Source organism: Comamonas sp. B21-038, from assembly GCF_022387135.1.
In the GTDB taxonomy this organism is placed as follows: domain Bacteria; phylum Pseudomonadota; class Gammaproteobacteria; order Burkholderiales; family Burkholderiaceae_C; genus Comamonas; species Comamonas sediminis.
Genome location: NZ_CP092462.1, coordinates 142,541 through 167,569, shown reverse-complemented (window position 1 = coordinate 167,569; position 25,029 = coordinate 142,541). Strand labels below are relative to the sequence as shown.

Annotated in this window: 21 protein-coding genes; 10 read left to right on the top strand and 11 right to left on the bottom strand. The window is 62.7% G+C overall.

Going from position 1 to position 25,029, the window contains the following annotated elements; all coding sequences use genetic code 11:
- Positions 1–10 precede the first annotated feature (10 nt).
- On the top strand, positions 11–1,558 hold the full coding sequence (locus MJ205_RS00735) for a hypothetical protein (protein ID WP_239810746.1): 1,548 nt from the start codon (positions 11–13) through the stop codon (positions 1,556–1,558).
- A 77-nt stretch (positions 1,559–1,635) separates the two neighbouring features.
- Here MJ205_RS00735 and MJ205_RS00730 read toward each other — a convergent pair whose 3' ends face one another.
- Complete coding sequence (locus MJ205_RS00730; RefSeq protein ID WP_239810745.1) at positions 1,636–3,738, bottom strand: TonB-dependent receptor; 2,103 nt, start codon at positions 3,736–3,738, stop codon at positions 1,636–1,638.
- 389 nt (positions 3,739–4,127) lie between these two features.
- A complete protein-coding gene (locus MJ205_RS00725) occupies positions 4,128–4,949 on the bottom strand; it encodes an IclR family transcriptional regulator domain-containing protein (protein ID WP_239810744.1) in 822 nt (273 codons plus the stop codon).
- A gap of 471 nt (positions 4,950–5,420) precedes the next feature.
- On the opposite strand from MJ205_RS00725, the gene MJ205_RS00720 reads away from it, so the two are divergent.
- The 9 genes from MJ205_RS00720 (at position 5,421) to MJ205_RS00680 (ending at position 13,759) form a co-directional block, all read left to right on the top strand.
- Positions 5,421–6,122 carry a 3-oxoacid CoA-transferase subunit A gene (locus tag MJ205_RS00720; protein WP_239810743.1) on the top strand — a complete coding sequence of 234 codons (702 nt, stop codon included), beginning with the start codon at positions 5,421–5,423 and terminating at the stop codon, positions 6,120–6,122.
- Positions 6,123–6,138: 16 nt separating this feature from the next.
- Positions 6,139–6,780: a 3-oxoacid CoA-transferase subunit B gene (locus tag MJ205_RS00715; RefSeq protein ID WP_239810742.1), complete on the top strand. Its 642-nt coding sequence runs from the start codon at positions 6,139–6,141 to the stop codon at positions 6,778–6,780.
- Between the two features lie 37 nt (positions 6,781–6,817).
- Positions 6,818–8,020 carry a 3-oxoadipyl-CoA thiolase gene (gene pcaF, locus MJ205_RS00710; protein WP_239810741.1) on the top strand — a complete coding sequence of 401 codons (1,203 nt, stop codon included), beginning with the start codon at positions 6,818–6,820 and terminating at the stop codon, positions 8,018–8,020.
- Positions 8,021–8,179: 159 nt separating this feature from the next.
- Entirely contained in the window at positions 8,180–8,977 is a 798-nt protein-coding gene (pcaD, locus tag MJ205_RS00705) for a 3-oxoadipate enol-lactonase (protein ID WP_239810740.1), read from the top strand.
- A gap of 81 nt (positions 8,978–9,058) precedes the next feature.
- Complete coding sequence (locus MJ205_RS00700) at positions 9,059–10,117, top strand: cyclase family protein (RefSeq protein WP_239810739.1); 1,059 nt, start codon at positions 9,059–9,061, stop codon at positions 10,115–10,117.
- A 75-nt stretch (positions 10,118–10,192) separates the two neighbouring features.
- Positions 10,193–10,489 carry a YciI family protein gene (locus MJ205_RS00695; protein ID WP_230770513.1) on the top strand — a complete coding sequence of 99 codons (297 nt, stop codon included), beginning with the start codon at positions 10,193–10,195 and terminating at the stop codon, positions 10,487–10,489.
- A 20-nt stretch (positions 10,490–10,509) separates the two neighbouring features.
- Positions 10,510–11,259, top strand: coding sequence for an SDR family oxidoreductase (locus tag MJ205_RS00690; protein WP_239810738.1), 750 nt, complete (start codon positions 10,510–10,512; stop codon positions 11,257–11,259).
- Positions 11,260–11,327: 68 nt separating this feature from the next.
- The gene (locus tag MJ205_RS00685) at positions 11,328–12,662 is read left to right on the top strand and encodes a short-chain fatty acid transporter (RefSeq protein ID WP_239810737.1); all 1,335 of its coding nucleotides are present in this window, start codon (positions 11,328–11,330) and stop codon (positions 12,660–12,662) included.
- Between the two features lie 98 nt (positions 12,663–12,760).
- Positions 12,761–13,759 (top strand): Bug family tripartite tricarboxylate transporter substrate binding protein, encoded by a 999-nt coding sequence (locus MJ205_RS00680; protein ID WP_239810736.1) that lies wholly within the window; start codon positions 12,761–12,763, stop codon positions 13,757–13,759.
- Positions 13,760–13,840: 81 nt separating this feature from the next.
- Here the strand turns inward: MJ205_RS00680 and MJ205_RS00675 are convergent, their stop codons facing one another.
- The 9 genes from MJ205_RS00675 to MJ205_RS00635 all read right to left on the bottom strand — a co-directional run bounded on the left by MJ205_RS00675 (position 13,841) and on the right by MJ205_RS00635 (position 25,023).
- Positions 13,841–15,874: a PhoX family protein gene (locus tag MJ205_RS00675; RefSeq protein WP_239810735.1), complete on the bottom strand. Its 2,034-nt coding sequence runs from the start codon at positions 15,872–15,874 to the stop codon at positions 13,841–13,843.
- Positions 15,875–16,020: 146 nt separating this feature from the next.
- Positions 16,021–16,914 carry a class I SAM-dependent methyltransferase gene (locus MJ205_RS00670; RefSeq protein WP_239812622.1) on the bottom strand — a complete coding sequence of 298 codons (894 nt, stop codon included), beginning with the start codon at positions 16,912–16,914 and terminating at the stop codon, positions 16,021–16,023.
- 5 nt (positions 16,915–16,919) lie between these two features.
- Positions 16,920–17,549 (bottom strand): DUF1415 domain-containing protein, encoded by a 630-nt coding sequence (locus tag MJ205_RS00665; RefSeq protein WP_239810734.1) that lies wholly within the window; start codon positions 17,547–17,549, stop codon positions 16,920–16,922.
- A 199-nt stretch (positions 17,550–17,748) separates the two neighbouring features.
- Positions 17,749–18,948: a deoxyguanosinetriphosphate triphosphohydrolase gene (locus MJ205_RS00660; protein ID WP_239812621.1), complete on the bottom strand. Its 1,200-nt coding sequence runs from the start codon at positions 18,946–18,948 to the stop codon at positions 17,749–17,751.
- Between the two features lie 25 nt (positions 18,949–18,973).
- A complete protein-coding gene (aroB, locus tag MJ205_RS00655; protein WP_239810733.1) occupies positions 18,974–20,083 on the bottom strand; it encodes a 3-dehydroquinate synthase in 1,110 nt (369 codons plus the stop codon).
- 40 nt (positions 20,084–20,123) lie between these two features.
- Positions 20,124–20,681: a shikimate kinase gene (locus MJ205_RS00650; RefSeq protein ID WP_239810732.1), complete on the bottom strand. Its 558-nt coding sequence runs from the start codon at positions 20,679–20,681 to the stop codon at positions 20,124–20,126.
- A gap of 119 nt (positions 20,682–20,800) precedes the next feature.
- Positions 20,801–22,342 carry an Ig domain-containing protein gene (locus tag MJ205_RS00645; protein WP_239810731.1) on the bottom strand — a complete coding sequence of 514 codons (1,542 nt, stop codon included), beginning with the start codon at positions 22,340–22,342 and terminating at the stop codon, positions 20,801–20,803.
- 21 nt (positions 22,343–22,363) lie between these two features.
- Positions 22,364–24,481, bottom strand: a complete 2,118-nt coding sequence (pilQ, locus tag MJ205_RS00640; protein WP_239810730.1) for a type IV pilus secretin PilQ — start codon at positions 24,479–24,481, stop codon at positions 22,364–22,366.
- Entirely contained in the window at positions 24,478–25,023 is a 546-nt protein-coding gene (locus tag MJ205_RS00635; RefSeq protein WP_239810729.1) for a pilus assembly protein PilP, read from the bottom strand. The genes pilQ and MJ205_RS00635 overlap by 4 nt, the downstream gene beginning before the upstream one ends.
- Positions 25,024–25,029 lie beyond the last annotated feature (6 nt).

Genomic DNA, 25,029 nt, shown 5'->3' with positions numbered 1-25,029 from the left:
TTGAATCACTATGCGCTTATCTTCTTTGATCGTGGCAAGCCTTCTGGCCTGCAGCGCCAACAGCTGGGCCGCACGCAATTTCACACCCCAAGCGGGCACCTGGATCGTCAGCAGCGAGCTGGATGGCAAACCTGGCCGTGGCCTGGCCATCGATGTGCAAGGCAACACTTTTTTCATGCAGGTGTTTGGCTACGAGAAAAATGGCGATGCCACTTTCTACACGGCCACCGGGCAACTGGACGGCAACAGCGTCACTGCCCCACTCGTCCGCTATACCGGCGGGCGCAGCTTTGGCAGCGCAGCGCGGGATGCCGTAGAAGACAGCTCACCCGGTGATGTGACGGTGTCCTTCAGCAATGGTTTGAAGGGTACGGTGCAGTTTCCCGGCGAAGCATCCGCGGCGATAGAGCGCTTTGCGATCAAAGAATTCACGCCGAGCATCAGCAATCCTCTCGCACAGCTGGGCCAACGCGTGCTGCGTCTGATGATATTGGACAAGAATTTGCAGTTCAAGCAATACCGCAGCGCGACACTTCAGCGCAATAGCAAGGACCAGCTTGAGCTTGCTGAGTATGTGGACGGGAACGTACCCAGCTACATTTCGCCCTGTTCCGTGGATGCCGAGAAAGCGCAGATCCTGTGCAACTCTGCCACCAGCGGAAGCAATATCAAAAGCCTGCGCTTTCAAATCTCGGGGGGCCAGATTGCAGGCCATGCCACGATGAAAGAGGCACCTGGGCAGGTGCTCCCCTTAATCGGGCAGAGTGATTCTGCAATGAACTTCGCCAACCAGCAGCTACAGCAGCAAAACTATTGGTCCATCGCGCTTCCCGGCTCAACCGTTACCGGCATTCCAACACGGCACACACATCAACTGATGCCCATCAACGGCACCTGGATTGTGCAAGATGAGCTCACCGGCAAGCCCGGTCGCGGACTGGCGCTGGACGTGCAGAACTCCACCATGGTGCTGCAGGTCTTCAACTACGGCGCCAATAGCCAACCCACCTTCCATATGGGCAGCGGCACCTACGGCAGCACTGGCCCAGATACCCAGGCATCGCGGGCCGAATTTGCGCTGAACCAGTATGCGGGTGGACGCAGCCTGGGCGGTGCGGCCCAGTCAGCACACCAGATTGCGGAAGCGGGCCCAGTGCGTATCGATTTGGCAGTCAACCGCGAGCAGCCCACGCCCCACTTTTCACAGCGAGGTACCGTGACTTTCCCGGGAGAAGCGCCCAAGACCATCGTACGCATGCGACTGGACGATCCGGCTTCGCTGGCCGACAAGCTGTTTGGCGAATGGTACTCACTGCCCATGCAAACGCATCTGGTATTCAACAAAGAGAAGGATGGCGCAGTGTTGTCATCTGATGGCGCCATCAGTTGCGAACAGAAATACCCAGACAACCCTGACCGCATCACCTGCACCAAGACTGCTGGCGAGACCGTTGCCGGCACAGCTACTTTTGACTTGCCCCTTCTGAACCAGGGCAGCACCTGGATCCAGATCCGCGACCGCTTCGGCAACCTGCAAGGCCTGGGCAATATTGACTAAGCCTCTCACCGCAGCACCCACAACGACAAAAGCCATCCGCCCCAGCAGATGGCCTTTCTCTATCCCCGCCTTGCAGCTTAGAAGCGGTAGCGCGCCACCAACTGCACCGAGCGCGGCGCACCCGGCAGGTTCAGGTTGGGCGAGGAGCCGTGGCCGGCCACGATGTAGCGCTTGTCCAGAAGGTTGTTGAGCTTGAGCTGCAGGTCCACCTGGTTCAGGCGGTAGTAGGCCATGGCATCCAAGGTGGCGTAGCCCGGCAGTACGACGGTGTTGCCAGGGTTGGCAAAACGCGCGCCGACATAGCTGATGCCGCCCCCGGCGCCAAAGCCATGGCCCAGGGCCTTGGTCACCCAGACATTGGCACTGTGCTTGGGCGTCAAGGTGGCGCGCTTGCCTTCCACGGGCTGGCCCGCATCGACAGCGGGCGACGAGGTCATCTCGCTCAACAGGTAGGCATAGCCTGACCAGATCTGCCAGCCCTGCGACAGGTCGCCGGCAAAGCTCAGCTCCAGGCCCCGGGTGCGCTGCACGCCCAGCGGCACCAAGGTGTTGCTGACGGGGTCCACGCTCTTGATGTTAGTGCGTTCGATCTCGAACAGCGCCGCATTGGCGCTGGCCTTGCCGTCGAGCAGATCCCACTTCACACCAACCTCACGGCTGGTGGTTTTCTCAGGCGCCAGCTGGGCATTGTTGGCTGCCAGCGCAAAGGTCTCGCCCGAGGGCTGGAAAGACTTGCTGAACGACACGTAGTACGACAGCGCGTTGCTGGGCTGGTAGACCAGGCCGACGCGCGGACTCCATGCCACATCGGTGCGGCCCAGGTTGACGCTGCCTGGCGTGTAGTTGTCGGTTTCCTGGCGGAAGCGGTCATAGCGCACGCCAGCCAGCAGCTTCCATTCGGGGGCCAGGGTGACCATGTCCTGCACATAGGCGCTGGCCACGCTGAAGACGCTGTCGTTGTTGGCCGAAGGTGCAGCCGTCAGCATCGGCGAGACGACCGGCAGCACCGGGTTGAACAGCGACACCGTCCCCACATTGCTCTGGCTGATGCTCAGCAAGCCCTTGTTCTGGCGGCCCAGCTCCAGCCCGTACAGCACCTGGTGCTGCATGCCCGCCAGCTCCAGCTTCTGCGTCAGCTCCAGCTGGTTGAAAAAGCCGTGCTCGTCGCGCTCCAGATGGCCGCGGTTGAGGGTCGCCGTCTGCGCCTTCTCGTTGACCGCGCCGACCAGGGTGTTGCTGCGGTCCAGGCTGTAGTCGTAGTAGCGCAGCACATTGCGCAGGCTCAGGCTGTCGTTGAAGCGGTGGCTCAGGGTGGCAGAGGCCGAGTACACCTCCGAGGTGCTCACATCGGTATCACGCGCATTGGCCGCACCATAGTAGGTGCGGGGCGGCACATTCACCGGGCGGCCCTGGAAGGCGGGAATACCAAAATCGGTGAGGCGGCTGTCCTTGAGGTAGTCGGCCTGCAGCAGCAGCTGCGTGTCCGCGCTGAACTTGAACTGTACCGACCCGGCCAGCGCCTTGCGGTCCAGAAACTGCTGGTCGCGGTAGCTGTCGGCGCGCTCGATGGCGCCGGTCAGGCGGTAGGAGACGATGCTGTCCTGCGGCGCACGCGCCAGGTCAAACTCGCCCCGGCGCTGGTTCCAGCTGCCCAGGGTCAGGCCCACTTCGCTGCGGTCGATGCCGGGCTTCTTGGTGATGCGGTTGATCAGACCGCCCGAAGACCCCCGGCCATACAGCACCGATGCCGGGCCCTTGAGCACTTCGACCTGCTCGACATTGGACAGGTCGCGGAAGTACAGCGCGTCATCGCGCACGCCATCGACGAACTGGTCCGCAATCGCCGTGAAGCCCCGGATCGTCACCTGGTCGCGCTGGCCATCGCCATGCGACAGGCCAATGCCGGGAACGGCCTTGAGCACGTCCTGCATCGACTGCACGGCCTGGTCGCGCATCAGCTGCTGGGGCACCACGTTGACGGTTTGCGGAATGTCGCGCAAAGGCGCTTCAATCTTGGTGGCGCTCTTGGCCGTGGGCGCTGCATAGCCCACGTCCGCCGCGGTATCTGCCTGCACGCGCACTTCCTGCAAGGTCGTCTCGGCCGGCGCTTGCTGCGCCGCTGCATAGCCCGCGCACAGCAGCGCCACTGCTGCCACCACAGGTTGGGTTTTGAAAGCCATTCCAGTTCCTTTTATTGCCTTGGTATGTGTTCGGTCTGGCTATACCGGATGGGAAATCCGCACTCTGGTTGGCTACCACCGTGAAAAAGCTCGCACATCTTAAAGAGGAAAATGGTTCTCATTTACATATCTTTAAGAATGGGATCCACAGAGGCGACAAAGCTACAGCAGGCGGTTTCTTAAGACTTCTTCAGGTTTTCTTAAGAAATGGCTGAAACACAGTACGCAGGCAGGCTGCGCGCTATCGAAACCCTAGAACGGCGCGGCGCAAAGCCATCGAATCCCGCCCTCAGGCGAGGGCTACCCGGACTGCAACAGGACGTACCCAAGCCGGCACCCGGCGGCGCCATGGAAGTCATGAAATGGAAATGCCGAGCCGCGTCTGCGGCTTAACGTGGCGCCAGCTTGCCGCCGATACCCCGGCCCGCCTGGTAGCCCAACAGGCCCGAAACGCGCCCCGCCGCCTGCAACAGCTGGGGCAGCAGCTCGCCCTGCATGATCTCGGGCGTGGTGCGGTTCGCCTGGCCGCTGATATTCATGGCCGCCACCACCTGGCCGCTGGCATTGCGGATGGGGGCAGCGACCGAGGTGAGCCCCTCTTCGAGCTCCTGGTTGAGCAGGCACCAGCCCTGTGCACGCACCTGGGCCAGCTCGGCCAGCAGCTGCGCATCGTCCTGGAGGGTGAAGCGGGTGAACATCGTGCGGTCACGGCCCTCGAGCAAGGGCTGCAGCTCCTGGGGAGGAAGCTCGGCCAGCAGCACCCGGCCCAGCGAAGTCCAGAAACTGGGCAGGCGCGAGCCCATGCCCAGGTTGGTGCTCATGATCTTGTGCGTGTGCACGCGCAAAACGTAGACGACATCCTGGCCATCGAGCACGGCGATGGAGCAGGACTCATGCGTCTGCTCGACCAGCGCATCCATCACCGGCTGGGCCAGGTTCCAGACCGGCATCGACGACAGATAGGCAAAGCCCAGATCCAGGATGCGCGGCGTGAGCGCAAACAAACGGCCCTCCACCCGCACATAGCCCAGGGTCTGCAAGGTCAGCAGGATGCGGCGCGCGCCGGCACGCGTCATGCCGGTGGCCTCGGCCACTTCCGTCAAGGTCTGGCGCGGCGCGGCAGCGCCAAAGCTGCGGATGACCTCCAGCCCGCGCGCGAAGGACTGCACATAGCTGTCACTGGGGCGGAGGGTCGGGTCTTCTTCTTTCATAGGCCGCAATCGTGGTCGTTGGCGTGGAGCGGATCCCTGGCAATACAAAAGCAAATCGCAGGGACATCGGGTAGCGGATTATCCGGCAGTCTATAATTCTTTTAGCGAACTAATGTTCTATATACGAACATTTTTACCAAGAGCCTCTGGGAGGTTCTGCAAAACCCTCGCCAAGCGGGATGGACGCGGATCGGGATGAGATGCAATGCGTCTTTTGCAGTCAATAGCCAGCTATTGACAAGAAAGACAACGCAGCAGATCGCCCGAGCCCCGCGTGAAGACCACGGCAGGGAGTTTTGCAGAAACTCCCTAAGGGCCGCCGATCCTCTCAAATGCATTCCCAAGTCTCGCGCAGGCAGCCTCGGCATTGCATTTGTCGCACGCGGTACAGGCACTGCCCCAGCGCAGCGCGACCATGCCGCAGCAGGATCAGCAGCCTGTTGCGACCCGTGTTCAGAACCAGGAGACAAGATGATCAACAAGATTTCGGACTCGATTGCCGAGTCCCTCAGCCGCGTCCAGGATGGCTCGACCGTGCTCATCGGCGGCTTTGGCACCGCCGGCATTCCAGCGGCCCTGATTGACGGCCTGATCGCACAGGGTGCACGCGATCTCACGGTGGTCAACAACAACGCCGGCAATGGCGACACCGGTCTGGCGGCCCTGCTCAAGACCGGTGCCGTGCGCAAGATCATTTGCAGCTTCCCGCGCCAGGTCGACAGCTATGTGTTTGACGAGCTCTACCGCAGCGGCAAGATCGATCTCGAAGTGGTGCCCCAGGGCAACCTGGCCGAGCGCATGCGCGCTGCCGGTGCCGGCATCGGCGCCTTCTTCTGCCCCACCGCCTACGGCACCGAGCTGGCCGCCGGCAAGGAAACGCGCGAGATCAATGGCAAGCACTATGTGCTGGAGTACCCCATCTATGGCGATGTGGCGCTGATCAAGGCCGAGCAAGGCGACCGCTGGGGCAACCTCACCTACCGCAAATCGGCACGCAACTTTGGCCCGGTAATGGCCACCGCTGCGAAGTACACCATTGCCACCGTGCATGAGATCGTGGAGCTGGGCCAGCTCGACCCCGAGGCCGTGGTCACCCCTGGCATCTATGTCAACCAGGTCATCAAGATCGAGCGCGTTGCCACGCAAGCCGGTGGCTTCAAAAAAACAGCCTGAAGCAGGAGACAAGACCATGAGCAGCTACCAAAAACGCACGAAAGACGAACTGGCCGCCCGCGTGGCGCAGGACATCCATGACGGCGCCTACGTGAACCTGGGCATTGGCCAGCCGACGGCTGTGGCCAACCACATCCCCCAGGACCGCGAAGTCATCCTGCAGTCGGAAAACGGCATCCTGGGCATGGGCCCGGCACCCGCCGCTGGCGAGGAAGACTATGACCTCACCAACGCCGGCAAGCAGCCCGTCACCTTGCTGGCAGGCGGCAGCTTTTTCCACCATGCCGACAGCTTTGCGATGATGCGCGGCGGTCACCTCGACATCTGTGTGCTCGGCGCATTCCAGGTGGCAGAGAACGGCGACCTGGCCAACTGGAGCACCGGCGAGGCCGGCGCCATTCCCGCCGTGGGCGGCGCGATGGACCTGGCCATCGGCGCCAAGCAGACCTGGGTGATGATGGACCTGCTGACCAAGAAGGGCGAGAGCAAGATCGTCAAGCAATGCAGCTATCCGCTGACCGGCATTGGCTGCGTCAAGCGCATCTACACCGATGTGGCCACCATCGAGGTCACCGACCAGGGCCTCAAGCTCATCGACACCGTTGACGGTCTGGACAAGGCCGAACTCGAAAAAATGATTGGCCTGCGCCTGCTGTAAGCGCAACGCCGATCGGTATTCATCCCAGGAGACCAACATGACCCATGCCTATATTTGCGACGCCGTGCGCACCCCCTTTGGCCGCTACGGCGGCGCGCTGGCCGGTGTGCGCACCGATGACCTGGGCGCCGTGCCCATCAAGGCGCTGATGGAGCGCAACCCCGGTGTGGACTGGACGGCCGTCACCGATGTGATCTACGGCTGTGCCAACCAGGCCGGCGAAGACAACCGCAATGTGGCCCGCATGTCCAGCCTGCTCGCGGGCCTGCCCATCGAGGTGCCTGGCGCCACGGTCAACCGCCTCTGCGGCTCGGGTCTGGATGCCGTGGGCTCCGCTGCCCGCGCCATCAAGTCCGGCGAAGCGCGCCTCATGATCGCCGGTGGTGTGGAATCGATGAGCCGCGCACCCTTTGTGATGCCCAAGGCCGAATCCGCCTTCAGCCGCAACAATGCCGTCTACGACACCACCATTGGCTGGCGCTTTGTCAACAAGCAGATGAAGGCGCTGTACGGCGTGGACTCCATGCCCGAGACGGCCGAGAACGTGGCCGACGACTTCAAGATCGAGCGTGACGCCCAGGACCGCATGGCCCTGGCCTCGCAGCAAAAGGCTGCAGCGGCCATCGCTGCCGGCCACCTGGCCCGCGAGATCGTGGCCGTGACCATTCCGCAGAAAAAGGGCGATGCGCTGGTGATCAGCCAGGACGAGCACCCCCGCGCCACCACGATCGAAGCGCTGGCCAAGCTCAAGGGCGTGGTGCGCGAAGGCGGTACCGTGACGGCCGGCAATGCCTCGGGTGTGAACGACGGTGCCTGCGCCTTGCTGCTGGCCAATGAAGAAGCTGCCCAGCAATACGGCCTGACCCCGCGCGCCCGTGTGGTGGCCATGGCGACTGCCGGTGTGGCACCGCGCATCATGGGCTTTGGCCCGGCACCTGCCGTGCGCAAGGTACTGGCACTGGCCGGCCTGACCTTGGCCGACATCGATGTCATCGAGCTGAACGAAGCCTTTGCCGCCCAAGGCCTGGCCGTGCTGCGCGACCTGGGCATTGCGGACGACGACCAGCGCGTCAACCAATGGGGCGGCGCGATTGCGCTGGGTCACCCGCTGGGCGCATCGGGCGCACGCCTCGCTACCACCGCCGTCAACCAGCTGCATGCACTGGGCGGCCGCTACGCGCTGTGCACCATGTGCATCGGCGTGGGCCAGGGCATTGCCGTGGTGCTCGAAAAAGTCTGACGTCTCACTGCGGCGGCAAGCGCAGGCCTGCTAGGGCCGCGCCTTGCCCCGCATCCCCCGACACCCTCCCCCCCAAACACCAGCGCTGCTGCCTCGGCCACCTTGGCGCAGCCTTGCCCGCGCAGCGATGCAGAGGCACTTTTTGAAGGACAGAACGCCATGGCAACACAACAAATCACCACTGCGACCGGCATGTTCAACATCGATCTGCAAGGCCCCGAGGGCGCGCCGGTGCTGGTTTTCTCCAACTCGCTGGGCACCACCCTGGATATGTGGGACGCCCAGGCCCGCACTTTCAGCAGCCAGTACCGCGTGCTGCGCTACGACATCCGTGGCCACGGCGCCAGCGTCGTGAGCCCTGGCCCCTACCAGTTCGCGCAACTGGGCGGCGATGTGCTGGCCATTCTGGACAGCCTGGGCATCGACCAGGCCCATTTCTGCGGCATCTCGATGGGCGGCCTCACCGGACTGTGGCTGGGCGTGCATGCTGGCGCGCGCATGCGCAGCATCACCGTGGCCAACAGCGCCGCCAAGATTGGCGCCGAAGCAGGCTGGCGTGACCGCGCGGCCCTGGTGCGTGCCAATGGCGCAGCAGCCATGCAGACCCTGGCCGATTCATCGCCCAGCCGCTGGTTCACCGAAGGCTTCATCGCCAGCCAGCCCCAGGTGGTGCAGACCGCCCAGGCCTGGATTGCCGGCATTGCCCCCGAAGGCTATGCCAGCTGCTGCGAGGCCCTGGCCGTGGAAGACCTGCGCGCCGATATCGCCCGCATCCAGACCCCCACCTTGCTGATTGGCGGCAGCGCCGACCCGGTGACCACGGTGGCCGATGCCGAAGCGATGCATGCCGCCATTGCCGGCTCGGAACTGGCGACGGTGCCGGCCTCGCACCTGTCCAACCTCGAAGTGCCCCAGGCCTTTGACCTGGCACTGGGCAGCTTTTTGCAGAAACACTGAGGCAGCCGCCTTGAACCAGGCAGACGGGCACCAAGAACAACAACCGCCCGCTGCAGCCCTTCCTCAACCAAGGAGACAAGCATGTCCGATGCCAATCCACGCTGGAAGCAGCGCCCTGCAGGATCGACCTGGGGCGACTTCGGCCCCGATGACCAACTCGGCCGCCTCAACCTGCTGACGGCCGCCAAGGTGCGCCAGGGTGTTGCCGAGGTGCAGGAAGGCCTGCGCTTTTCGCTCAGCCTGCCGCTGGACTACCCCGGCGGCAGCGCCCTCAACCCCAACCGCAAGCCGCCCGTGCTGCGCCCCTTGCAGCGCAAGGGCCTGGTCAACTTCAACTGCCTGCTCGGTGATCTGGAGCCCGGCCGCACCGATGTGCTGTCCGACGACATGGCCGTGCTGTCGCTGCAGTACTCCACCCAGTGGGATGGCCTGGCCCATGCCGGCCAGCTGTTCGACGCCAATGGCGATGGTGTACCCGAGCCGCTGTACTACAACGGTTTTGCCGCAGGCCGCGATGTACTGGGGCCGCTGCTGGTCAGCGACACCGGTATGCCCACGCCCGAGAGCAGCGGCAGCACCAGCTGCGCCAAGGCCTTGGGCATTGAGGGCATGGCCCAGAACGGCGTGCAAGGCCGGGGCGTGATGATGGACCTGCATGCGCACTACGGCGATGCCCGCAGCCTGATTGGCTACGACGAATGGATGCGCGTGATCGAGGCCGACCGGCTGGAGATCGAGCCCGGCGACATGCTGTGTCTGCACACCGGCTTTGCCCAGGCCGTGCTGGCAATGCAGAAGAACCCCGACCCGGTGGTGCTGAACAACCGCTGCGCGGTGCTCAATGGCCGTGACGAGAAGCTGCTGCAATGGATCAGCGACAGCCAGATCGCCGTGATCGCGGCCGACAACTATGCCGTCGAGGCGCACCCGGCCCAGCCTGGTGCTGACTGCTGCGCGGCGCTGCCCCTGCATGAGCACTGCCTGTTCAAGCTGGGCCTGCACCTGGGCGAGCTGTGGCATCTGACGCCGCTGGCGCAGTGGCTGCGTGCCCATGGGCGCAGCCGCTTTCTGCTGACCGCCCCACCGCTGAACCTGCCCGGCGCCATTGCCTCGCCGGTGACCCCGATTGCCACGGTCTGAGACCGGCCTTCAAAGAAATGCTTTACGGCGGCAGCAGCGCTAGCCTGGCCTGCCGCACCCTACCCCGGAGCCACCATGCCCTACATCATTGAGACTTTCGACAAGCCCGAACACCAGGCCGTACGCCAAGCCCACCGCCCGGCGCACCTGGACTTTCTGGCGCGCAACGCGGAGCTGCTGCTGGCCTGCGGCGCCAAGCTGCAGGACGACGGCAGCGACATGGGCGGTGGCCTCTATGTGGTGGACCTGGACACGCGCGAGGCGGCCCAGGCCTTTATCGAATCCGATCCCTTCTACCAGGCCGATCTGTTTGCCCAGGTGCGCATCACGCGCTGGCGCAAGGCCTATGTCGCCGGCCAGTGTTGCCTGTGACGCCATTCTTGGAAACCGCTATGTCCACTCCATCGACTCCATCGACCTCTGCACGCCCCCGCGTGCTCATCACCGGCGGCGGCGCCGGCATTGGTGCAGCCGCTGCGCTGCGCTGCCATGCCGATGGCTATGACCCGGTCATCATCGACCGCCAGATCGACCAGGTGCCCGCCGGTTTTGTCGCGATCCAGGCCGACCTCAGCAGTGCCGAAGACACGGCCCGCGCGCTGAACGAAGCGCTCGCTGGCGGCCCCATCACCCGCCTGGTGAACAACGTCGGCATCGTGGTGCCCAACGACGCTGCCAGCCAGACGCTGGCCGAGTTCGACCTCGCCGTATCGCTGAACCTGCGCTGCGCATTCCAGTGCATGCAGGCCTTGCTGCCCGGCATGCAAGCGGCGCAGTTTGGCCGCATCGTCAACATGTCCTCGCGCGCGGCGCTGGGCAAGGACTTGCGCACGGCTTACGCCGCCACCAAGGCAGGGCTGATCGGCATGACCCGTGTCTGGGCGCTGGAGCTGGGCCAATGGGGCATCACCGCCAATGCAATCGGCCCCGGCCCCATCCGCACCGAGCTGTTCGACAAGGCCAACCCACCGGGCGCCGAGCGCACGCAAAAGATCATCCAGTCCGTGCCCGTCAAGCGCGTGGGCACGCCCGACGACGTGGCCCATGCCGTGGCCTACATGCTCGACGAGCGCAGCGGTTTTGTCACCGGCCAGGCGCTCTATGTCTGCGGCGGCATGACCGTGGGCGTGGCACCGGTCTAGCCCTTTTTTCGTGGGCCTGTCCGCTGCAGGCCCCGCTTTGCTCCTTCCATTGATAACAAGAGACATCGATGTCAAAAATCACCGCTTTTTTCACCGAGCTGATGCGCAAGTATCTGCCCGACCCCTTCGTTTTCGCGATCCTGCTGACCTTGCTGACCATGGTGCTGGCCTTTGCTGTGGAGAGCCGGCCCATCAACCTGGTGGTGCAGGACTGGGGCAAGGGCTTTTGGAGCCTGCTGGCCTTCACCACCCAGATGGCGGTGATTCTGGTGATGGGCTATGTGCTGGCGGCCGCACCGGTGGTGGACCGCTTCCTCAACCGCATTGCCGGTATGGTGCATACGCCGCGTGGCGCCATCATCATGGCCACCGTCGTGGGCTGCGTGGGCAGCTACCTGAACTGGGGTTTTGGTCTGGTGATCGGCGGCATCATGGCCAAGAAGCTGGCGCTGCGCGTCAAGGGCGTGCACTACCCGCTGATCATCGCCTCGGCCTACACCGGCTTCACGATGTACAGCCTGGGGCTGTCGGCCACCATTCCGGTGCTGATCTCCACCAAGGGCCACAGCTTTGAAAAGCAGATGGGCATCATCCCGCTGAGCGAAACCATTTTCTCCCCCCACATCCTGCTGACCGCGCTGGCCGTGCTGATCGTGCTGCCGCTGATCAATGCGGCGATGCATCCGAAAGCCGGTGAAAAAGTCACCGAGATCAGTGCCGAGCTGGCCAGCAACGAAGAGTCCAAGGGCCCATCGGCCGCGAACCTGCTGGGCGACGAAAAGACCTTTGCCGGCCGCCTGAACAACAGCCGCATCCTGAGCTGGCTGATCGGCCTGACCGGCATGGCTTTTGTGGCCATGCACTTCATGCAGAACGGAAGCCTCGATCTGAACATGATCAACTTCTTCATCCTGTTCCTGGGCATCTTGCTGCTGGGCACGCCGATGAAGTATGTGGAAAAGGTCAATGAGGGCGTCAAGACCATTGGCGGCATCATTCTGCAGTTCCCGTTCTACGCCGGCATCATGGCCATCATGCATGCCTCGGGCCTGGTCGAATCGATCGCCCATGTGTTCGTCAGCTTCTCGACCGCCTATACCCTGCCGCTGTGGGGCCTGGTGAGCTCCTTCTTCATCAACTTCTTTGCGCCTTCGGGCGGCGGCCACTGGGTGCTGCAAGGCCCGTTCATGATCGAAGCGGCCAAGACCCTGGGCGCATCGCAGGCCCACACCGCCATGTCGGTGATGCTGGGCAATGGCTGGAATGACCTGGTGCAGCCTTTCTGGATCCTGCCTGCGCTGGCGCTGTCCAAGCTCAAGCTCAAGGACATCATGGGCTACACGGTGGTCTCGATGTTCGTCGTGGGGGCCATCTACATCGGCTCCTCCCTGTTCTGGCCATAAACCGGACCAGACCTTCCCTTCCTCCGGCTGTCACGCGAGACCCAACAAGCACTGACAAAACAAGTGGCAGCCTTTTTCACTTTGCTTTGGAGATACCCATGAACACCACCCGTTTCAACGCCCGCCGCACCGTGCTGCAAGCCATCGCCGCTGTCAGCCTGGGCGCCGCCCTGGTGCCTGCCGCTTTTGCGGCAGAGGCCTTCCCGAACAAGCCCATCACGATGGTCGTGCCCTTCGTGGCTGGTGGCACCACCGACATCCTGGCCCGCATCGTCGGCCAGTCGCTGGGCGAGGAGCTGGGCCAGCCGGTGATCATCGACAACCGCGCCGGTGCTGGTGGCAATATCGGCGGCCAGTTCGCCGCACGTGCGCCGGCCGACGGCTACACCATCTTCATGGGCACCGTGGGCACCCACGCGATCAATGAATGGCTCTACAAGAAGATGCCCTTCAGCCCCAACAAGGACTTTGCACCGCTGACCCGCGTGGCCAATGTGCCCAACCTGCTGGTGGCCAACCCGGCGCAGCCTTTCAAGAACGTCAAGGAACTGATCAGCTACGCCCAGGCCCATCCCGGCCAGGTGAACTTTGGCTCCTCGGGCAGCGGCAGCTCCATCCACCTGTCGGGTGAGCTGTTCAAGATGATGACCAAGGTCGACATGATCCACATCCCCTACAAGGGCAGCGCACCGGCCGTGACCGACCTGCTGGGCAACCAGATTGCGATCATGTTCGACAACATGCCCTCTGCGATCCAGCATGTGCGCTCGGGCAAGCTGCGCCCGCTGGCGGTGACCACCGCCAAGCGCTCGCCCGAGCTGCCCGATGTGCCAACCGTTGCCGAAGCAGGCGTGCCCGGCTACGAGGCCACCTCCTGGTTTGGCCTGTTCGCCCCCACGAAGACGCCCGCCGATGTGCAGGCCAAGTTGCATGCTGCGATCATCAAGGTGTTGCAAAAGCCTGACGTGATCAAAAAGATCGGCGACCAGGGCGGCGAAGTGGTGACTGAGTCCCAAGCGGAGTTTGGCAAGTTCATCGCCGCTGAAAACGAGAAGTGGAAGCAAGTGGTGAAGACCTCGGGCGCGACCGCAGGCTAATCCGTCCAAGCGCACAGAGCAAAGCCGCCGATCCTGGAAGTCCAGGACCGGCGGCTTTTTCTATGCAGCGCAGCTAGAGGATCAGACGCCGATCGGGCCGCCGTCCGCCTTCTGGATCACCACCGTCGACGAGCGTGGGCGCACCTTGCCATCGGGCGCGCGGGTGGCATCGGCCGTGCCATAGGCAGGCCAGTTCACTGGGTGCTGGATGTTGAGGAAGATGCTGGTGTGGTCCGGGGTATAGGCGAAGCCGGTGATCTCGGCCTCGTTCGGGCCGACAAAGAAGCGGCGCAGCTCGGCCTGGTTGCTGGCATTGATGACCGGGCCCGTGCCCTTGGCATCCTTCAGCGCGCCGGGCACGACGGCGAGCATCTGGTCGTTCGTGGCCTTAGCGACGGCGTTGTTGCGGCCGCCGTCGATGCCGTTGTCGGTCTGGATCCACAGAATGCCACGGTCATCAAACGCAATGCCATCGGGGCTGGCCAGCTGGTTGAGCTCGGTGAGGCCCGAGCGGTTGGTGTCGGCGTTGGAGGCGGCATCCGAGCCAAAAACAAAGATGTCCCAGCGGAAGGTGTTGGCACCGGCATCGTCGTGCCAGCGCACGATATGGCCGTTGACATTGTTCAGGCGCGGGTTGGCGGGGTTGGTGCCGCGTTCGGCATTGCGGCTGGTGTTGTTGGTCAAGGTCAGGTAGACATCGCCATTGCTGGGGTGCACGGCGGTCCACTCGGGGCGGTCCATCGGCGTGGCGCCCACAAAATCTGCCGCACCGCGCGTATTGATCAGGATGGCATCGATGGTGCCAAAGGCCTCACCGAGGCTGCGGCCGTCCTTGCCCTTGGTGGCGGGGGTCAGCGCCAGCCACTCGCCCTTGCCGTCGGCATCGAAGCGCGCGACGTACAGGGTGCCCTTGTCCAGGTACTTGTGGCCCACGGCAATGCGGTCGCTGCGCGCAGCATCCTTGGGGTCCCACAGCGCTTCGGACACAAAGCGGTAGATGTACTCAAAGCGCGAATCATCGCCGCTGTAGAAAGCCAGCGGCTTGCCCGCCACCGGGATGCCGTAGGCGGCGCCTTCGTGCGCAAAGCGGCCCATCGCCGTGCGCTTGGTGGCCGTGCTGCCGGGGTCATACGGATCGATCTCGACCAGGTAGCCAAAACCGTTGACCTCGTTGCGCCAGTCCTGCAGGCCATCGGCGCCGCTGGCGGTGATGTTGAAGCGGGCAAATTCGCCTTGCTGCTCGGTCGCATCGCCAGCAGCCGTCTCCCACTGGTAGCGGCCGGCCTTGGTCTGCACGCCGACACGCTTTTGGGCGGCCGTCACCTCACCGGTGTTGACAAAGCAGGCGGCCCAGTTTTCTTCGGCGGTGATGTAGGTGCCCCACGGGGTGGTGCCGTTGCCGCAGTTGTTGTTGGTGCCGCGCACCTGGGTGCCGGCCGTGGAGAACGGCGTCTTGACCCAGTCCGTGCCCGCCACAGGGCCGGACAGGTTCATCGGCGTGGCCGAGGTGAAGCGACGGTTGTAGCGCGAGTTCTGGATGATCTCCCACTGGCTGCCCTGCTTGCGCACATGCATGACGGCCACGCCATGGGCATTGACCTCTTTGCGCACCTCTTCTGCCGGGCGCTTGCCGTCCACCGAGGTGGGGCCGTTCGGGTGCAAGGCCTTCTCGTCGATGTATTCGTGATTGACCACCAGCAGGCCTTCGCTGGAACTGCCGGCGAGCGGGAAGTAATGCATGCCGTCATGGTGCATGCCGGTGGAGTGCAACAGGTCCTGCGAGCTGTTGCGGCCTTCATTGCTCCAGGGCGCTGCCTGGTCGTTGAGCGGCGTGCCCCAGGCTCCGATGACCGAGGCCACATAGCCGGCGGGCACCACGCAGGCATCCGTCATCGAGTTGGGCAGCGACGCAAAACCCAGCTTGACGGCCTGGTCGTCATCGCCATCGCTGCCGCCCCCGCAGGCGGAAATGCTGGCCCCGGCAAACAGCGCCAGCGCCGAGCCCAGGCTGCCGCGCATCACCAGGCGACGCGACATATGCGTCTCCAGGATGGTGCTGAATGGGGTGTTGCCTTCCGTGTTGCGGACGACTTTGTCGGAAATGGATTTGCTCATCGCTTCGACTCTCCTGATTGTGGGACCACCGTTGGGAAGTGCCCAGTCTAGGAAGCGGAAATGACGGCTCCATGAATATCCGATGACGTCACCGCATCGTCACGAATGCGATACCTTGGTGCGCTATAGGCGCATGCAAGGCCTTTTCAGGCAGCGACTGGGTCCAACCGGTAGCGGTGCTGCAGCGACTGCTCCAGACCGAACTCCGCCAACAGTTGCTGCAGCCGCTCGGCCGCCGCGCGCTTTTTGTGGCCGGTGTACCTGGCGAGGATCAGCTCGTTCTTCATGCTGTGTTCCCAGCCGACCAGCTCGGTCACGGTGACCTGGTAGCCCTGGCTTTCCAGGTAGAGGCAGCGCAGCACATTGGTGATCTGGCTGCCCATCTCACGGGTGTGGATGGGGTGGCGCCACAGCTCTGCCAGGGGGGTGCGCGCAAGGTTCATGGCCTTGTTCTGGCGCAGGCATGCCGCCACTTCGGCCTGGCAGCAAGGCACCAGCACCATCGCACGGGCCCGCTTTTCCAGACCAAAGGCGATGGCGTCATCGGTGGCGGTATCGCAGGCATGCAGCGCCGTGACCACATCAAAGCGCTCGGGCACCGCATCAGTGCGGGTGGAATCGGCGACCGACATGTTCAGGAACGACATGCGCTCAAAACCCAGATCGGCCGCCAGCTGCTGCGAGGCCTCGACCAGCGGCGCACGGGTTTCGATACCGTAGATATGGCCACGGCCCAGGTTCTTGAAGAACAGGTCGTAGAGGATGAAGCCCAGGTAGGACTTGCCGGCGCCATGGTCGGCGAGGCTGACCGGGTGATCCTGCGCCGAGAGCTCGGTCAGCAACGGCTCGATGAACTGGTAGAGGTGGTAGACCTGCTTGAGCTTGCGGCGCGAATCCTGGTTCAGCTTGCCATCGCGCGTGAGGATGTGCAGCGCCTTGAGCAGCTCGATCGACTGCCCGGGCTTGAGCTCCAGCTGCTGGGCAACGTCGGGGGCGGCGGGCTTGGTGGTGCTACGGCCTGCGGCGCGCGGTGCTTTCATCGTTTTCATTCCTTGGCCTTGTCGCTGGCAGCATCTTGGTGCGGGAAGGGGCAGCGCGGGCCCACGCCCAGGTCCAGCCAGCCTTCCAGGCCCAGCGCATCGAGCGTCTCCATGTTCTTTTCGTAAATCGCATCCGCCTCGGGGAAGGCCTCGACCGCCTTGTCAATGCTCTCTTCGCGCAGCAGGTGCAAGATGGGGTATGGCGAGCGATTCGTGCAGTTGGTCACGTCATCGACCGTCGTGCCCTCGAACTGGAACAAGGGGTGGAACGAGGCCACCTGCAGGATGCCGCCCAGATCCAGCTCTTCGATCATGTCGTCGGCGATCTCGAGGAAATCATTGAAATCCAGAAAATCATGCAGCGCATAAGGGAGGATCAGCAAGGTGGTATCGCGCTTGTCCGGATTGGCTTCGGCCAGCGCTTCGAGCTCGCGGTGCAGATCATGTGCCACCGCTTCGGCATCCTGCGCATCGCTCACCACATAGTGGATCTGGTCCTTGACATGCACACCCTTGGCAAACGGGCACAGGTTCAGACCGATGACGGCTTTTTCCAGCCAGTTCACGGTGTCGGCCATCACCACCTGGTGCAAGGCCTCATCTGCAGGCGCAGGTGCAGCATGGGTATCGGTCATCGTGGGGCTTTCTGGTGGAGTTATAGGTGGCCAGCGGGGGCTGTCTGCGGGCCATCACCCAGCAGAGGGGTGGGCGCTGGGCGCCATGGCGGCGCGGGGCCGAGGGCGGGCAGAGGCTGACGCTGGGGCTTCCATTGTAGCGAGGGTGGCTTGGCCAGTGCCTGCGCTAAGCCATGGCACCCCTGCAGAAGCCCGGTATTCAGGGAACGAGGACGCGTTGGCCCGTCAGGCGCTCATGCTCGCGCAGTGCATAGCGGTCCGTCATGCCGGCGATGAAATCGGCCACCACGCGGGCGCATGCGACCCGATCCAGACCGGCGGCACGGGCGGCGAAGCGCGGCTTCATCTGCGCGGGGTCGCCCAGGTAAATGTCAAACAGCTCGCGCACGACGGCCTTGGCCTGGCCGGTGGTCTGCACCACCTGCGGATGGCGGTACAGGTTTTTGAACAAAAACCGCTTGAGCTCGGCCGACTCGGCCGCCATCGTGCGGCTGAAACCGACCAGCGCGGGCAGCTGGCGCACGGCATCCACGTCGGCTGGCTGCGCGGCTTGCAGGCCGGCGCTGGTGTGGCGGATCACGTCGTAGATCTGCTCGCTGAGCATGCGGCGCGTGGCCTCGTACAGCCATTTGCGCTGCCAGCGCGGCTCCTGCAGCTGCGGGTACTCGGCCAGCGCCTCGTGGGCATAGCGGGCAAACAGCGGCACGCCCATCAGCTGCTCCAGACTGATCAGGCCGGAGCGTACGCCGTCGTCGGCATCATGGGCGTTGTAGGCGATCTCATCGGCCAGATTGGCCAGCTGGGCTTCCAGACCCGGCCGCTGGCCAAGCAGGAAGCGCTGGCCCACGCCGCCGGGCTCGCGGGCCTCCAGCTGCCGCGCATGCTTGGCGGAGCAGTGTTTCAGAATCCCTTCCCGGGTTTCAAAGCACAGGTTCAGCCCGCTGTAGTCGGGGTAACGCTCTTCGAGCGTATCGACCACGCGCAGGCTCTGCATATTGTGCTCAAAGCCGCCAAAGTCCTGCATGCAGTCATTGAGCACATCCTGGCCCGCATGGCCAAAAGGCGTGTGGCCGAGGTCATGGGCCAGGCAGATCGCCTCGGTCAGGTCTTCGTTGATGCGCAGTGCCCGCGCCACCGAGCGGCCCAGCTGCGCCACCTCGATCGAGTGCGTGAGGCGGGTGCGGAACAGGTCGCCCTCGTGGTTCAAAAAAACCTGGGTCTTGTAGACCAGACGGCGGAAAGCGGTGGAGTGCACGATCCGGTCGCGGTCACGCTGAAAAGCGCTGCGCGTGGGCGCCGCCTCTTGTGCATGCAGGCGGCCCTGGCTGCGGTGGGATAAGCAGGCATAAGGCGCCAGGCCCAGCTCGGTCCAGACTTGCTGGGGCTCGGCTGGGTGCATCAGCGGCGCGGGGCGGTCCATCCGGTCAGGCCTGCACTGCCTCGGCGCAGCACAGGTCAATGACTTCGCGCACCAGCGCGTCGGGCGCCTCGCGCACTACCGCCTTGCCAGGCCCATCGATCAGCACAAAGCGGATCGCGCCGGCCTGGGATTTCTTGTCGTGGCGCATCAGTTCCAGATAGCGGCCTGCATTGTCCTGGCTATCCAACATGGCACCGCGCACCGGCAAACCGGCACGGGCCACCAGCGCACGCAGGCGCTGCACAAAGGCAGCATCGACCAGGCCCAGACGCTGGGACAGCTCGGCGGCCATCACCATGCCGGCCCCCACGCCTTCGCCATGCAGCCAGACGCCATAGCCCATGCCGGCTTCCATCGCATGGCCAAAGGTGTGGCCAAAGTTCAGGATGGCGCGCAGGTCCGCCTCGCGCTCGTCCTTGGAGACCACATCGGCCTTGATCTCACAGCTGCGGCGCACGGCATGGGCCAGCGCCCGCTTGTCGCCGGCCATCAGCGCTGGCATTTCGGCCTCCAACCAATCCATAAAGGCCATGTCTGCAATCGGGCCGTACTTGATGACTTCGGCCAGGCCAGCGCTCAGCTCGCGCGCGGGCAAGGTGTCAAAGGTGTCCAGGTCGCAGACCACCAGCTGGGGCTGGTAGAAGGCGCCAATCATGTTCTTGCCCAGCGGATGGTTGATGCCGGTCTTGCCGCCGACAGACGAATCCACCTGCGACAGCAAGGTGGTGGGCACCTGCACAAAAGGCACGCCGCGCATGAAGCTGGCAGCGGCAAAGCCGGTCATATCACCCACCACACCGCCACCCAGTGCAAACAGCACCGTCTTGCGGTCGGCGCCGTTGTCCATCAGTGCATCAAAAATGCCTTGCAGGGTCGTCCAGTTCTTGTGCGCTTCGCCATCGGGCAGCACCACCAGCTCCACCTTGGGGTAGTGCGGCGCCAGTGCGGCCTGCAACTGGCGGGCGTAAAGCGGCGCGACTGTGTCGTTGCTGACGATCAGCGCCTGCGACGCCTTGGGGCAGTGTGCAAAGGTGTCCGCCTGGGCAAGCAAGCCCGAAGCAATCAGGATGGGGTAGGAGCGGTCGCCCAGGTCAATATGAACAGTATCGGTCACAGCGTTTGCGTCGGAAAGTTGTATGGATATCGCTCGTCCATTATCGGGGAGTTGCCAAAGTGGCGCCCGGCTGAGGCACCAGGCCCGCCAACTCGGCCTGCATGCTGACCTTGCGCATGACCTGGCCCGTGCCGCAGCGCAAGGTGTCGATCGTGTAGTGCGCTGTCTCTTCGTACAGCGGCGCGCGCTCGGCCAGCAGGTCCTTGAGGCGTTTGAGCGTGTCATCACCTTGCAGCAAGGGGCGCCCGGTATCGTTGCGCAGGCGCCGGGCAATGTCTTCGGGGCTGGAATGCAGGTAGAACACCGTTGTGTGGGCATGCAGCACGGTGCGGTTCTCGGGCCGCAGCACCGCACCGCCACCGGTGGACAGGATGCAGGCCCGCTCCCGTGTCGCCAATGCGGCAATCACCTGGGCCTCGACATCGCGGAAAGCCTGCTCGCCCTGGGCCGAGAAGTACTCCTTGATCGTGCAGCCCAGCTGCGCCTCGATCACATGGTCGGAATCGACAAAATCCACACCCCATAGGCGTGCCAGCTGCCGGCCAATGGTGGATTTCCCACTGCCGGGCAGCCCAATCAAACACACGGAAGGTGCCATTGCGCTACATCCTGAAAACGGACTGCACATGATAGCGGCAATGGCGGGCATAAAAAAACCTCCGGCGTGCCGGAGGTTTTTGGGCTAGACCTGAGAAATAGGTCTGTGCAGTTCAGTTACTACTCTTCTTTGACACACACGCCAGCCGTGTCGGTCACGCGGAAGGTGACTTCGCGGCTCACCGCGTTGGCCGAATTCTTCGCAGTCACGTACATGCGATAGGTTCCCACTTCGTCGCAGGTCAGCAGGGCACCGGAAGCAATGCGACCCGTCGTGCCTTGGCCAAACACTTGCATCCAGCTAGGTGCGCCTTCCAAAGTCCAAGTCACGTTATCACCCGTGGCAGAGAAGGTGTAGGTGTAGGAGCTTCCAACTTCCACCGAAGAAATCACGCATGGCGAAGCAGTGGAGCCAGTGCATCCGTTGATGGTAAAGGCCACAGGGCTGTCTGGCAGGTTGCCAGCCACTGTCAGTACCAGCGTATTGCGTGCAGTCGCGCCATTGGCATCACGCACGTTGAGCACCACGTTGTAATCACCAGGGGTTTTTACGTTAGGGGTACCAGAAATCAAACCGTCGGAGCTCAGGCTCAAACCGGCTGGCAAAGCTGAATTGGTGGACCAAATAAAAGGCGCCACACCACCGTCGGCCATCAATGCATGAACAAATGGCGCCGCGTTCTGTGCCGTCAATGCCAGTTCAGACTCAGGGATAGTCAACGCAGTGGAAGCCAGAGCATTGATCACTGGAATCACCGCATACTGGGTGATCGGCTCCTGAATACCATTGGTCAGATCGTTGTCAGCACGATCCACAGTCAAACGCAGCAGCAGCGGACCGGAAGCAGGGCCGCTGGCTACTGAGAATTGGCCAATGCCGTTGACAGTACTGATCTGCATGGAACCACTATTGGTTTTGCCGCCTGCTAACAACTTAGCACCGTCGGATGCTGCATTCGGCATGATGCTGACCTGCAGATTAGCGTTGCCTGAATTGCTAATAGGCTGGTTGTTGTCATTGAGGACAGTTGCCTGCACCACCACGCTGTTAGGAATGTTGTTCAGATTGTCACGCGAGCCCAGGTATTGGGTCTGGTTGGTAAAGGTGACCGTTGCAGGAGTAGCGGTACTGCCGCCGCCTACCTTCACCGTTGCACGATCAGAGTACACCTTGTTATCGCGTGGATCGGTCACACTGCACTGAACCGTCACATCACCCGCGATGCCATGAGAAATGATATGGAACGACGCACCACCGGCATTGGAGCCCAGCGTAATGTTACGGTAAGCACCTGGAACCTTGATGGTTTCGCCCTTGTAGTTAACTTCGACCGTATGGTCGTCATTACCGTCGAGGTAATAGAGTGCGCCAGAGTCCAGCCCAGAAGTGATATTGCAGGAGAACGCGCCATCCTCTTGGTTCGGAATGGGGTTACCGCCCGCGTTGGCTTGGATGTAGAGGGTGGACATATAGGGGTAATAGTCCCCTACATCTGGATAGCCCGGCAAGGTGGATGTCAGGTTGACCGGCACTGCAGCCTTGGACGCCGTCAGCTTGATGCTGTACTGCTGCTGCGATTCACCACCGCTGCCACCACCGCCACCACAAGCTGCCAACAACAGCGGCGCCACCAGCGCCAAGGGCTTCAACAAATTTCTCATAACTCTCCCTGTCTATCTTAATTAACGCATTTCACCGCGGTCTGAAATCATCTTTGGCGTAATGAACACCAGCATTTCACGCTTTTCCGATTCGCGAACATTGCTCTTGAACAGATTGCCCAGCACTGGCACATCTCCCAACAAAGGAATCTTGTTGGTGGTGGATGTCTCTGAGAGCTCAAAAATACCGCCAATCACCACAGTGCCGCCATTTTCCACCAATACTTGGGTCTTGATGTGCTTGGTGTCGATCGCCGGGCCCGCCGTGGTATTCGCTCCTTGAGAATCCTTGGACACGTCCAAGTCAAGAATGATGCTGCCTTCTGGCGTGATCTGTGGCACAACTTCCAGCTTCAGCACTGCTTTTTTGAATTCCACCGTGGTTGCACCATTCTGGGCCGAGTTCTGGTAGGGGATTTCGGTACCTTGCTCAATCAATGCCTTGGTCTGGTCAGCCGTGATCAACCGCGGGCTCGAGACGATCTTGCCTTTGCCATCGGCCTCCATGGCCGACAGCTCCAACGCCAGAAATCGGTTTGCAGCCGAGTTGAAAATGGACAGTGCAAAAGAGCCACTGCCGCCACCTGTCGACAGGACTGCTGGCAGATTGACAAAGCTGCCGTTGGAGGTATTGGTACCACCCATGCCCGTGGTTCCCACCGCATTGTCATAGCTGGTACCAAAGCCCACGCGGTTGCCACCACCAATGCTGTAGCCGCCATCACCACCGTTAGCGGCACGCATATCGCCGCCACCCAGGCGCACACCCAGCGCACGGCCAAAAGTGTCGCGTGCCTCAACAATGCGCGCCTCGATCAGCACCTGGCGCACGGGAATGTCCAGGGTCACCAGCAGGCGGCGCAGCTCTTCCAGCTTGGCGGGCACGTCGGTCACGAACAACTGGTTGGTACGAGGCTCAGCGATGGCCGAACCGCGTGCCGTCAGAAAGCGGCTTTGGGTGCCGCCTGTACCACCGCCGCTGCCTGAATTGGTGGTGATTTGCTTGAGCAGTTCGGTCGCCTTGGCGTAGTTGAGCTGGAAAGCCTGGGTCTGCAGCGGGACCTTCTCCTCCAGCTTGGCAACGGCATCGAAGTCTTTCTGGATGCGCTCATCAATCTCATCCTTGGGCGCGATCCACAGCACCGTGCCGGACTTGCGCATGCCCAGACCCTTGGCATCGAGAATGATCTGCAGCGCCTGGTCCCAGGGGACATCCTTCAGACGCAGGGTCAGCGCGCCGTTGACGGTGTCCGAAGTCACGATATTGAAGTTGGTGAAATCGGCGATCACTTGCAGCAGCGACCGCACTTCAATATTCTGGAAGCTCAGCGAGAGCTTCTCGCCCGTGAACGTGCCCGAGGAGCCCAGCTTGTTCGGATCGCTCTTGCGCTGGCGCACTTCGACGACAAACTGGTTGTCGCTCTGGTAGGCGCTGTGCTCCCATTCACCCGCGTTTTTCAGCTGCACAAACACGGTGCTGCCTGCCTGGCGTGCAGAGATCATGCCGACGGGCGTACCAAAGTCGGCGACATCCAGCCGGCGACGCAGGGCCTCGGGCAACAAGGTGTGCTGCAGCTCCAACGTCAGTCCATCGCCTTGCTTTGAGATATTCACGCCCACCTTGTTGTTGGGCAACGTGATCACCAGCCGACCCGCACCATCGCTCCCCCGGCGGAAATCCAGATCTGACAGTGGCTGTGAATAATTGTTGCCGTCTTCGGCAAACTGCGTGTTTTGCGCCGCGGCGGTGGGCACAGCCTTCGCCGCAGGCTCCAGTGACACCAGCAAATCGCTGCCGCTGATCTCGGTCTTGTAGCTGGTGCTTTCCTTGAGATTCAGCACCACGCGGGCCTTGGTGTCCGTTTCCACAACATTCAACGAGCGCAGGTTGCCCTGGTTGAGTTCCACCCGGTTACTGGGCATGGCGCTTTTGAAACCCGGCAGGTCCAGCACCACGCGCGCAGGCGACTGGATGCTGAAGGTCTCGGGCAATACCAGAGGCGCACCTTCGGTCTCGATCTTGACCAGCTCGACGCCATCCCGCACCAGCGTCGACACCTTGTTGATACGCCCCTGCGCCAGCGCCCAGGATGGCAGCAGCATGGCCATCAGAGGGATTAATACGCTGAATTTCTTCATTTTTTGGCCTCCTGCAGCTCAAGCACTGCATCTCTCTCTATCCATTCACCCACACCATCTTGCACAATCTCCCGCAGGGTGACCGCGCTTTCGCTGATGCTTTTAATCTTCCCGTAGTTCTGGCCCAGGTACATGCCCTTGCTGACCTGGTAGATCAAGCCATCAGCCTTGACCAAGGCGACATCCAGTCCGCCCTTCTTCAAAAAACCCACCATGGAGATGGTGTCCAGCGGGAATGATTCGAGCTGCTCCTTGCGCCGCGCACGTTCAGGCGCGACCAGGGCGTCAGAGATGGTCGCAGGCGCATTGGCACTGCCACCCAGCAACGCGGCAAGACGTTCCTTGCTGAAAGGGTCGAGCGTCGTACTGGCCACATAGCCCTGAGGCACAAACTCCTTGGGCGCCGTGATGGGCTTGACCGAAGGCCGGGTGTTCGCCTGCTCCTGCTGCATCCACTGCTGCAGGTCATCGCCTTCGTCAGTACAGGCTGCCAACAGCGACACCGCCAACGCAGCGCCTATCCATTTAGACAAAGTATGCATATCCAC

Excerpts from the sequence above, each read along its gene's own strand:
- MJ205_RS00650 (WP_239810732.1), bottom strand. The coding sequence starts at position 20,681 with ATGGCACCTTCCGTGTGTTTGATTGGGCTGCCCGGCAGTGGGAAATCC.
- MJ205_RS00660 (WP_239812621.1), bottom strand. The coding sequence starts at position 18,948 with ATGCACCCAGCCGAGCCCCAGCAAGTCTGGACCGAGCTGGGCCTGGCG.
- MJ205_RS00665 (WP_239810734.1), bottom strand. The coding sequence starts at position 17,549 with ATGACCGATACCCATGCTGCACCTGCGCCTGCAGATGAGGCCTTGCAC.
- MJ205_RS00670 (WP_239812622.1), bottom strand. The coding sequence starts at position 16,914 with ATGAAAGCACCGCGCGCCGCAGGCCGTAGCACCACCAAGCCCGCCGCC.
- pcaD (WP_239810740.1), top strand. The coding sequence starts at position 8,180 with ATGGCAACACAACAAATCACCACTGCGACCGGCATGTTCAACATCGAT.
- MJ205_RS00680 (WP_239810736.1), top strand. The coding sequence starts at position 12,761 with ATGAACACCACCCGTTTCAACGCCCGCCGCACCGTGCTGCAAGCCATC.
- pcaF (WP_239810741.1), top strand. The coding sequence starts at position 6,818 with ATGACCCATGCCTATATTTGCGACGCCGTGCGCACCCCCTTTGGCCGC.
- MJ205_RS00695 (WP_230770513.1), top strand. The coding sequence starts at position 10,193 with ATGCCCTACATCATTGAGACTTTCGACAAGCCCGAACACCAGGCCGTA.
- MJ205_RS00720 (WP_239810743.1), top strand. The coding sequence starts at position 5,421 with ATGATCAACAAGATTTCGGACTCGATTGCCGAGTCCCTCAGCCGCGTC.
- MJ205_RS00635 (WP_239810729.1), bottom strand. The coding sequence starts at position 25,023 with ATGCATACTTTGTCTAAATGGATAGGCGCTGCGTTGGCGGTGTCGCTG.
- MJ205_RS00675 (WP_239810735.1), bottom strand. The coding sequence starts at position 15,874 with ATGAGCAAATCCATTTCCGACAAAGTCGTCCGCAACACGGAAGGCAAC.
- MJ205_RS00685 (WP_239810737.1), top strand. The coding sequence starts at position 11,328 with ATGTCAAAAATCACCGCTTTTTTCACCGAGCTGATGCGCAAGTATCTG.
- MJ205_RS00735 (WP_239810746.1), top strand. The coding sequence starts at position 11 with ATGCGCTTATCTTCTTTGATCGTGGCAAGCCTTCTGGCCTGCAGCGCC.
- MJ205_RS00725 (WP_239810744.1), bottom strand. The coding sequence starts at position 4,949 with ATGAAAGAAGAAGACCCGACCCTCCGCCCCAGTGACAGCTATGTGCAG.
- MJ205_RS00730 (WP_239810745.1), bottom strand. The coding sequence starts at position 3,738 with ATGGCTTTCAAAACCCAACCTGTGGTGGCAGCAGTGGCGCTGCTGTGC.
- pilQ (WP_239810730.1), bottom strand. The coding sequence starts at position 24,481 with ATGAAGAAATTCAGCGTATTAATCCCTCTGATGGCCATGCTGCTGCCA.
- MJ205_RS00715 (WP_239810742.1), top strand. The coding sequence starts at position 6,139 with ATGAGCAGCTACCAAAAACGCACGAAAGACGAACTGGCCGCCCGCGTG.
- MJ205_RS00645 (WP_239810731.1), bottom strand. The coding sequence starts at position 22,342 with ATGAGAAATTTGTTGAAGCCCTTGGCGCTGGTGGCGCCGCTGTTGTTG.
- MJ205_RS00700 (WP_239810739.1), top strand. The coding sequence starts at position 9,059 with ATGTCCGATGCCAATCCACGCTGGAAGCAGCGCCCTGCAGGATCGACC.
- MJ205_RS00690 (WP_239810738.1), top strand. The coding sequence starts at position 10,510 with ATGTCCACTCCATCGACTCCATCGACCTCTGCACGCCCCCGCGTGCTC.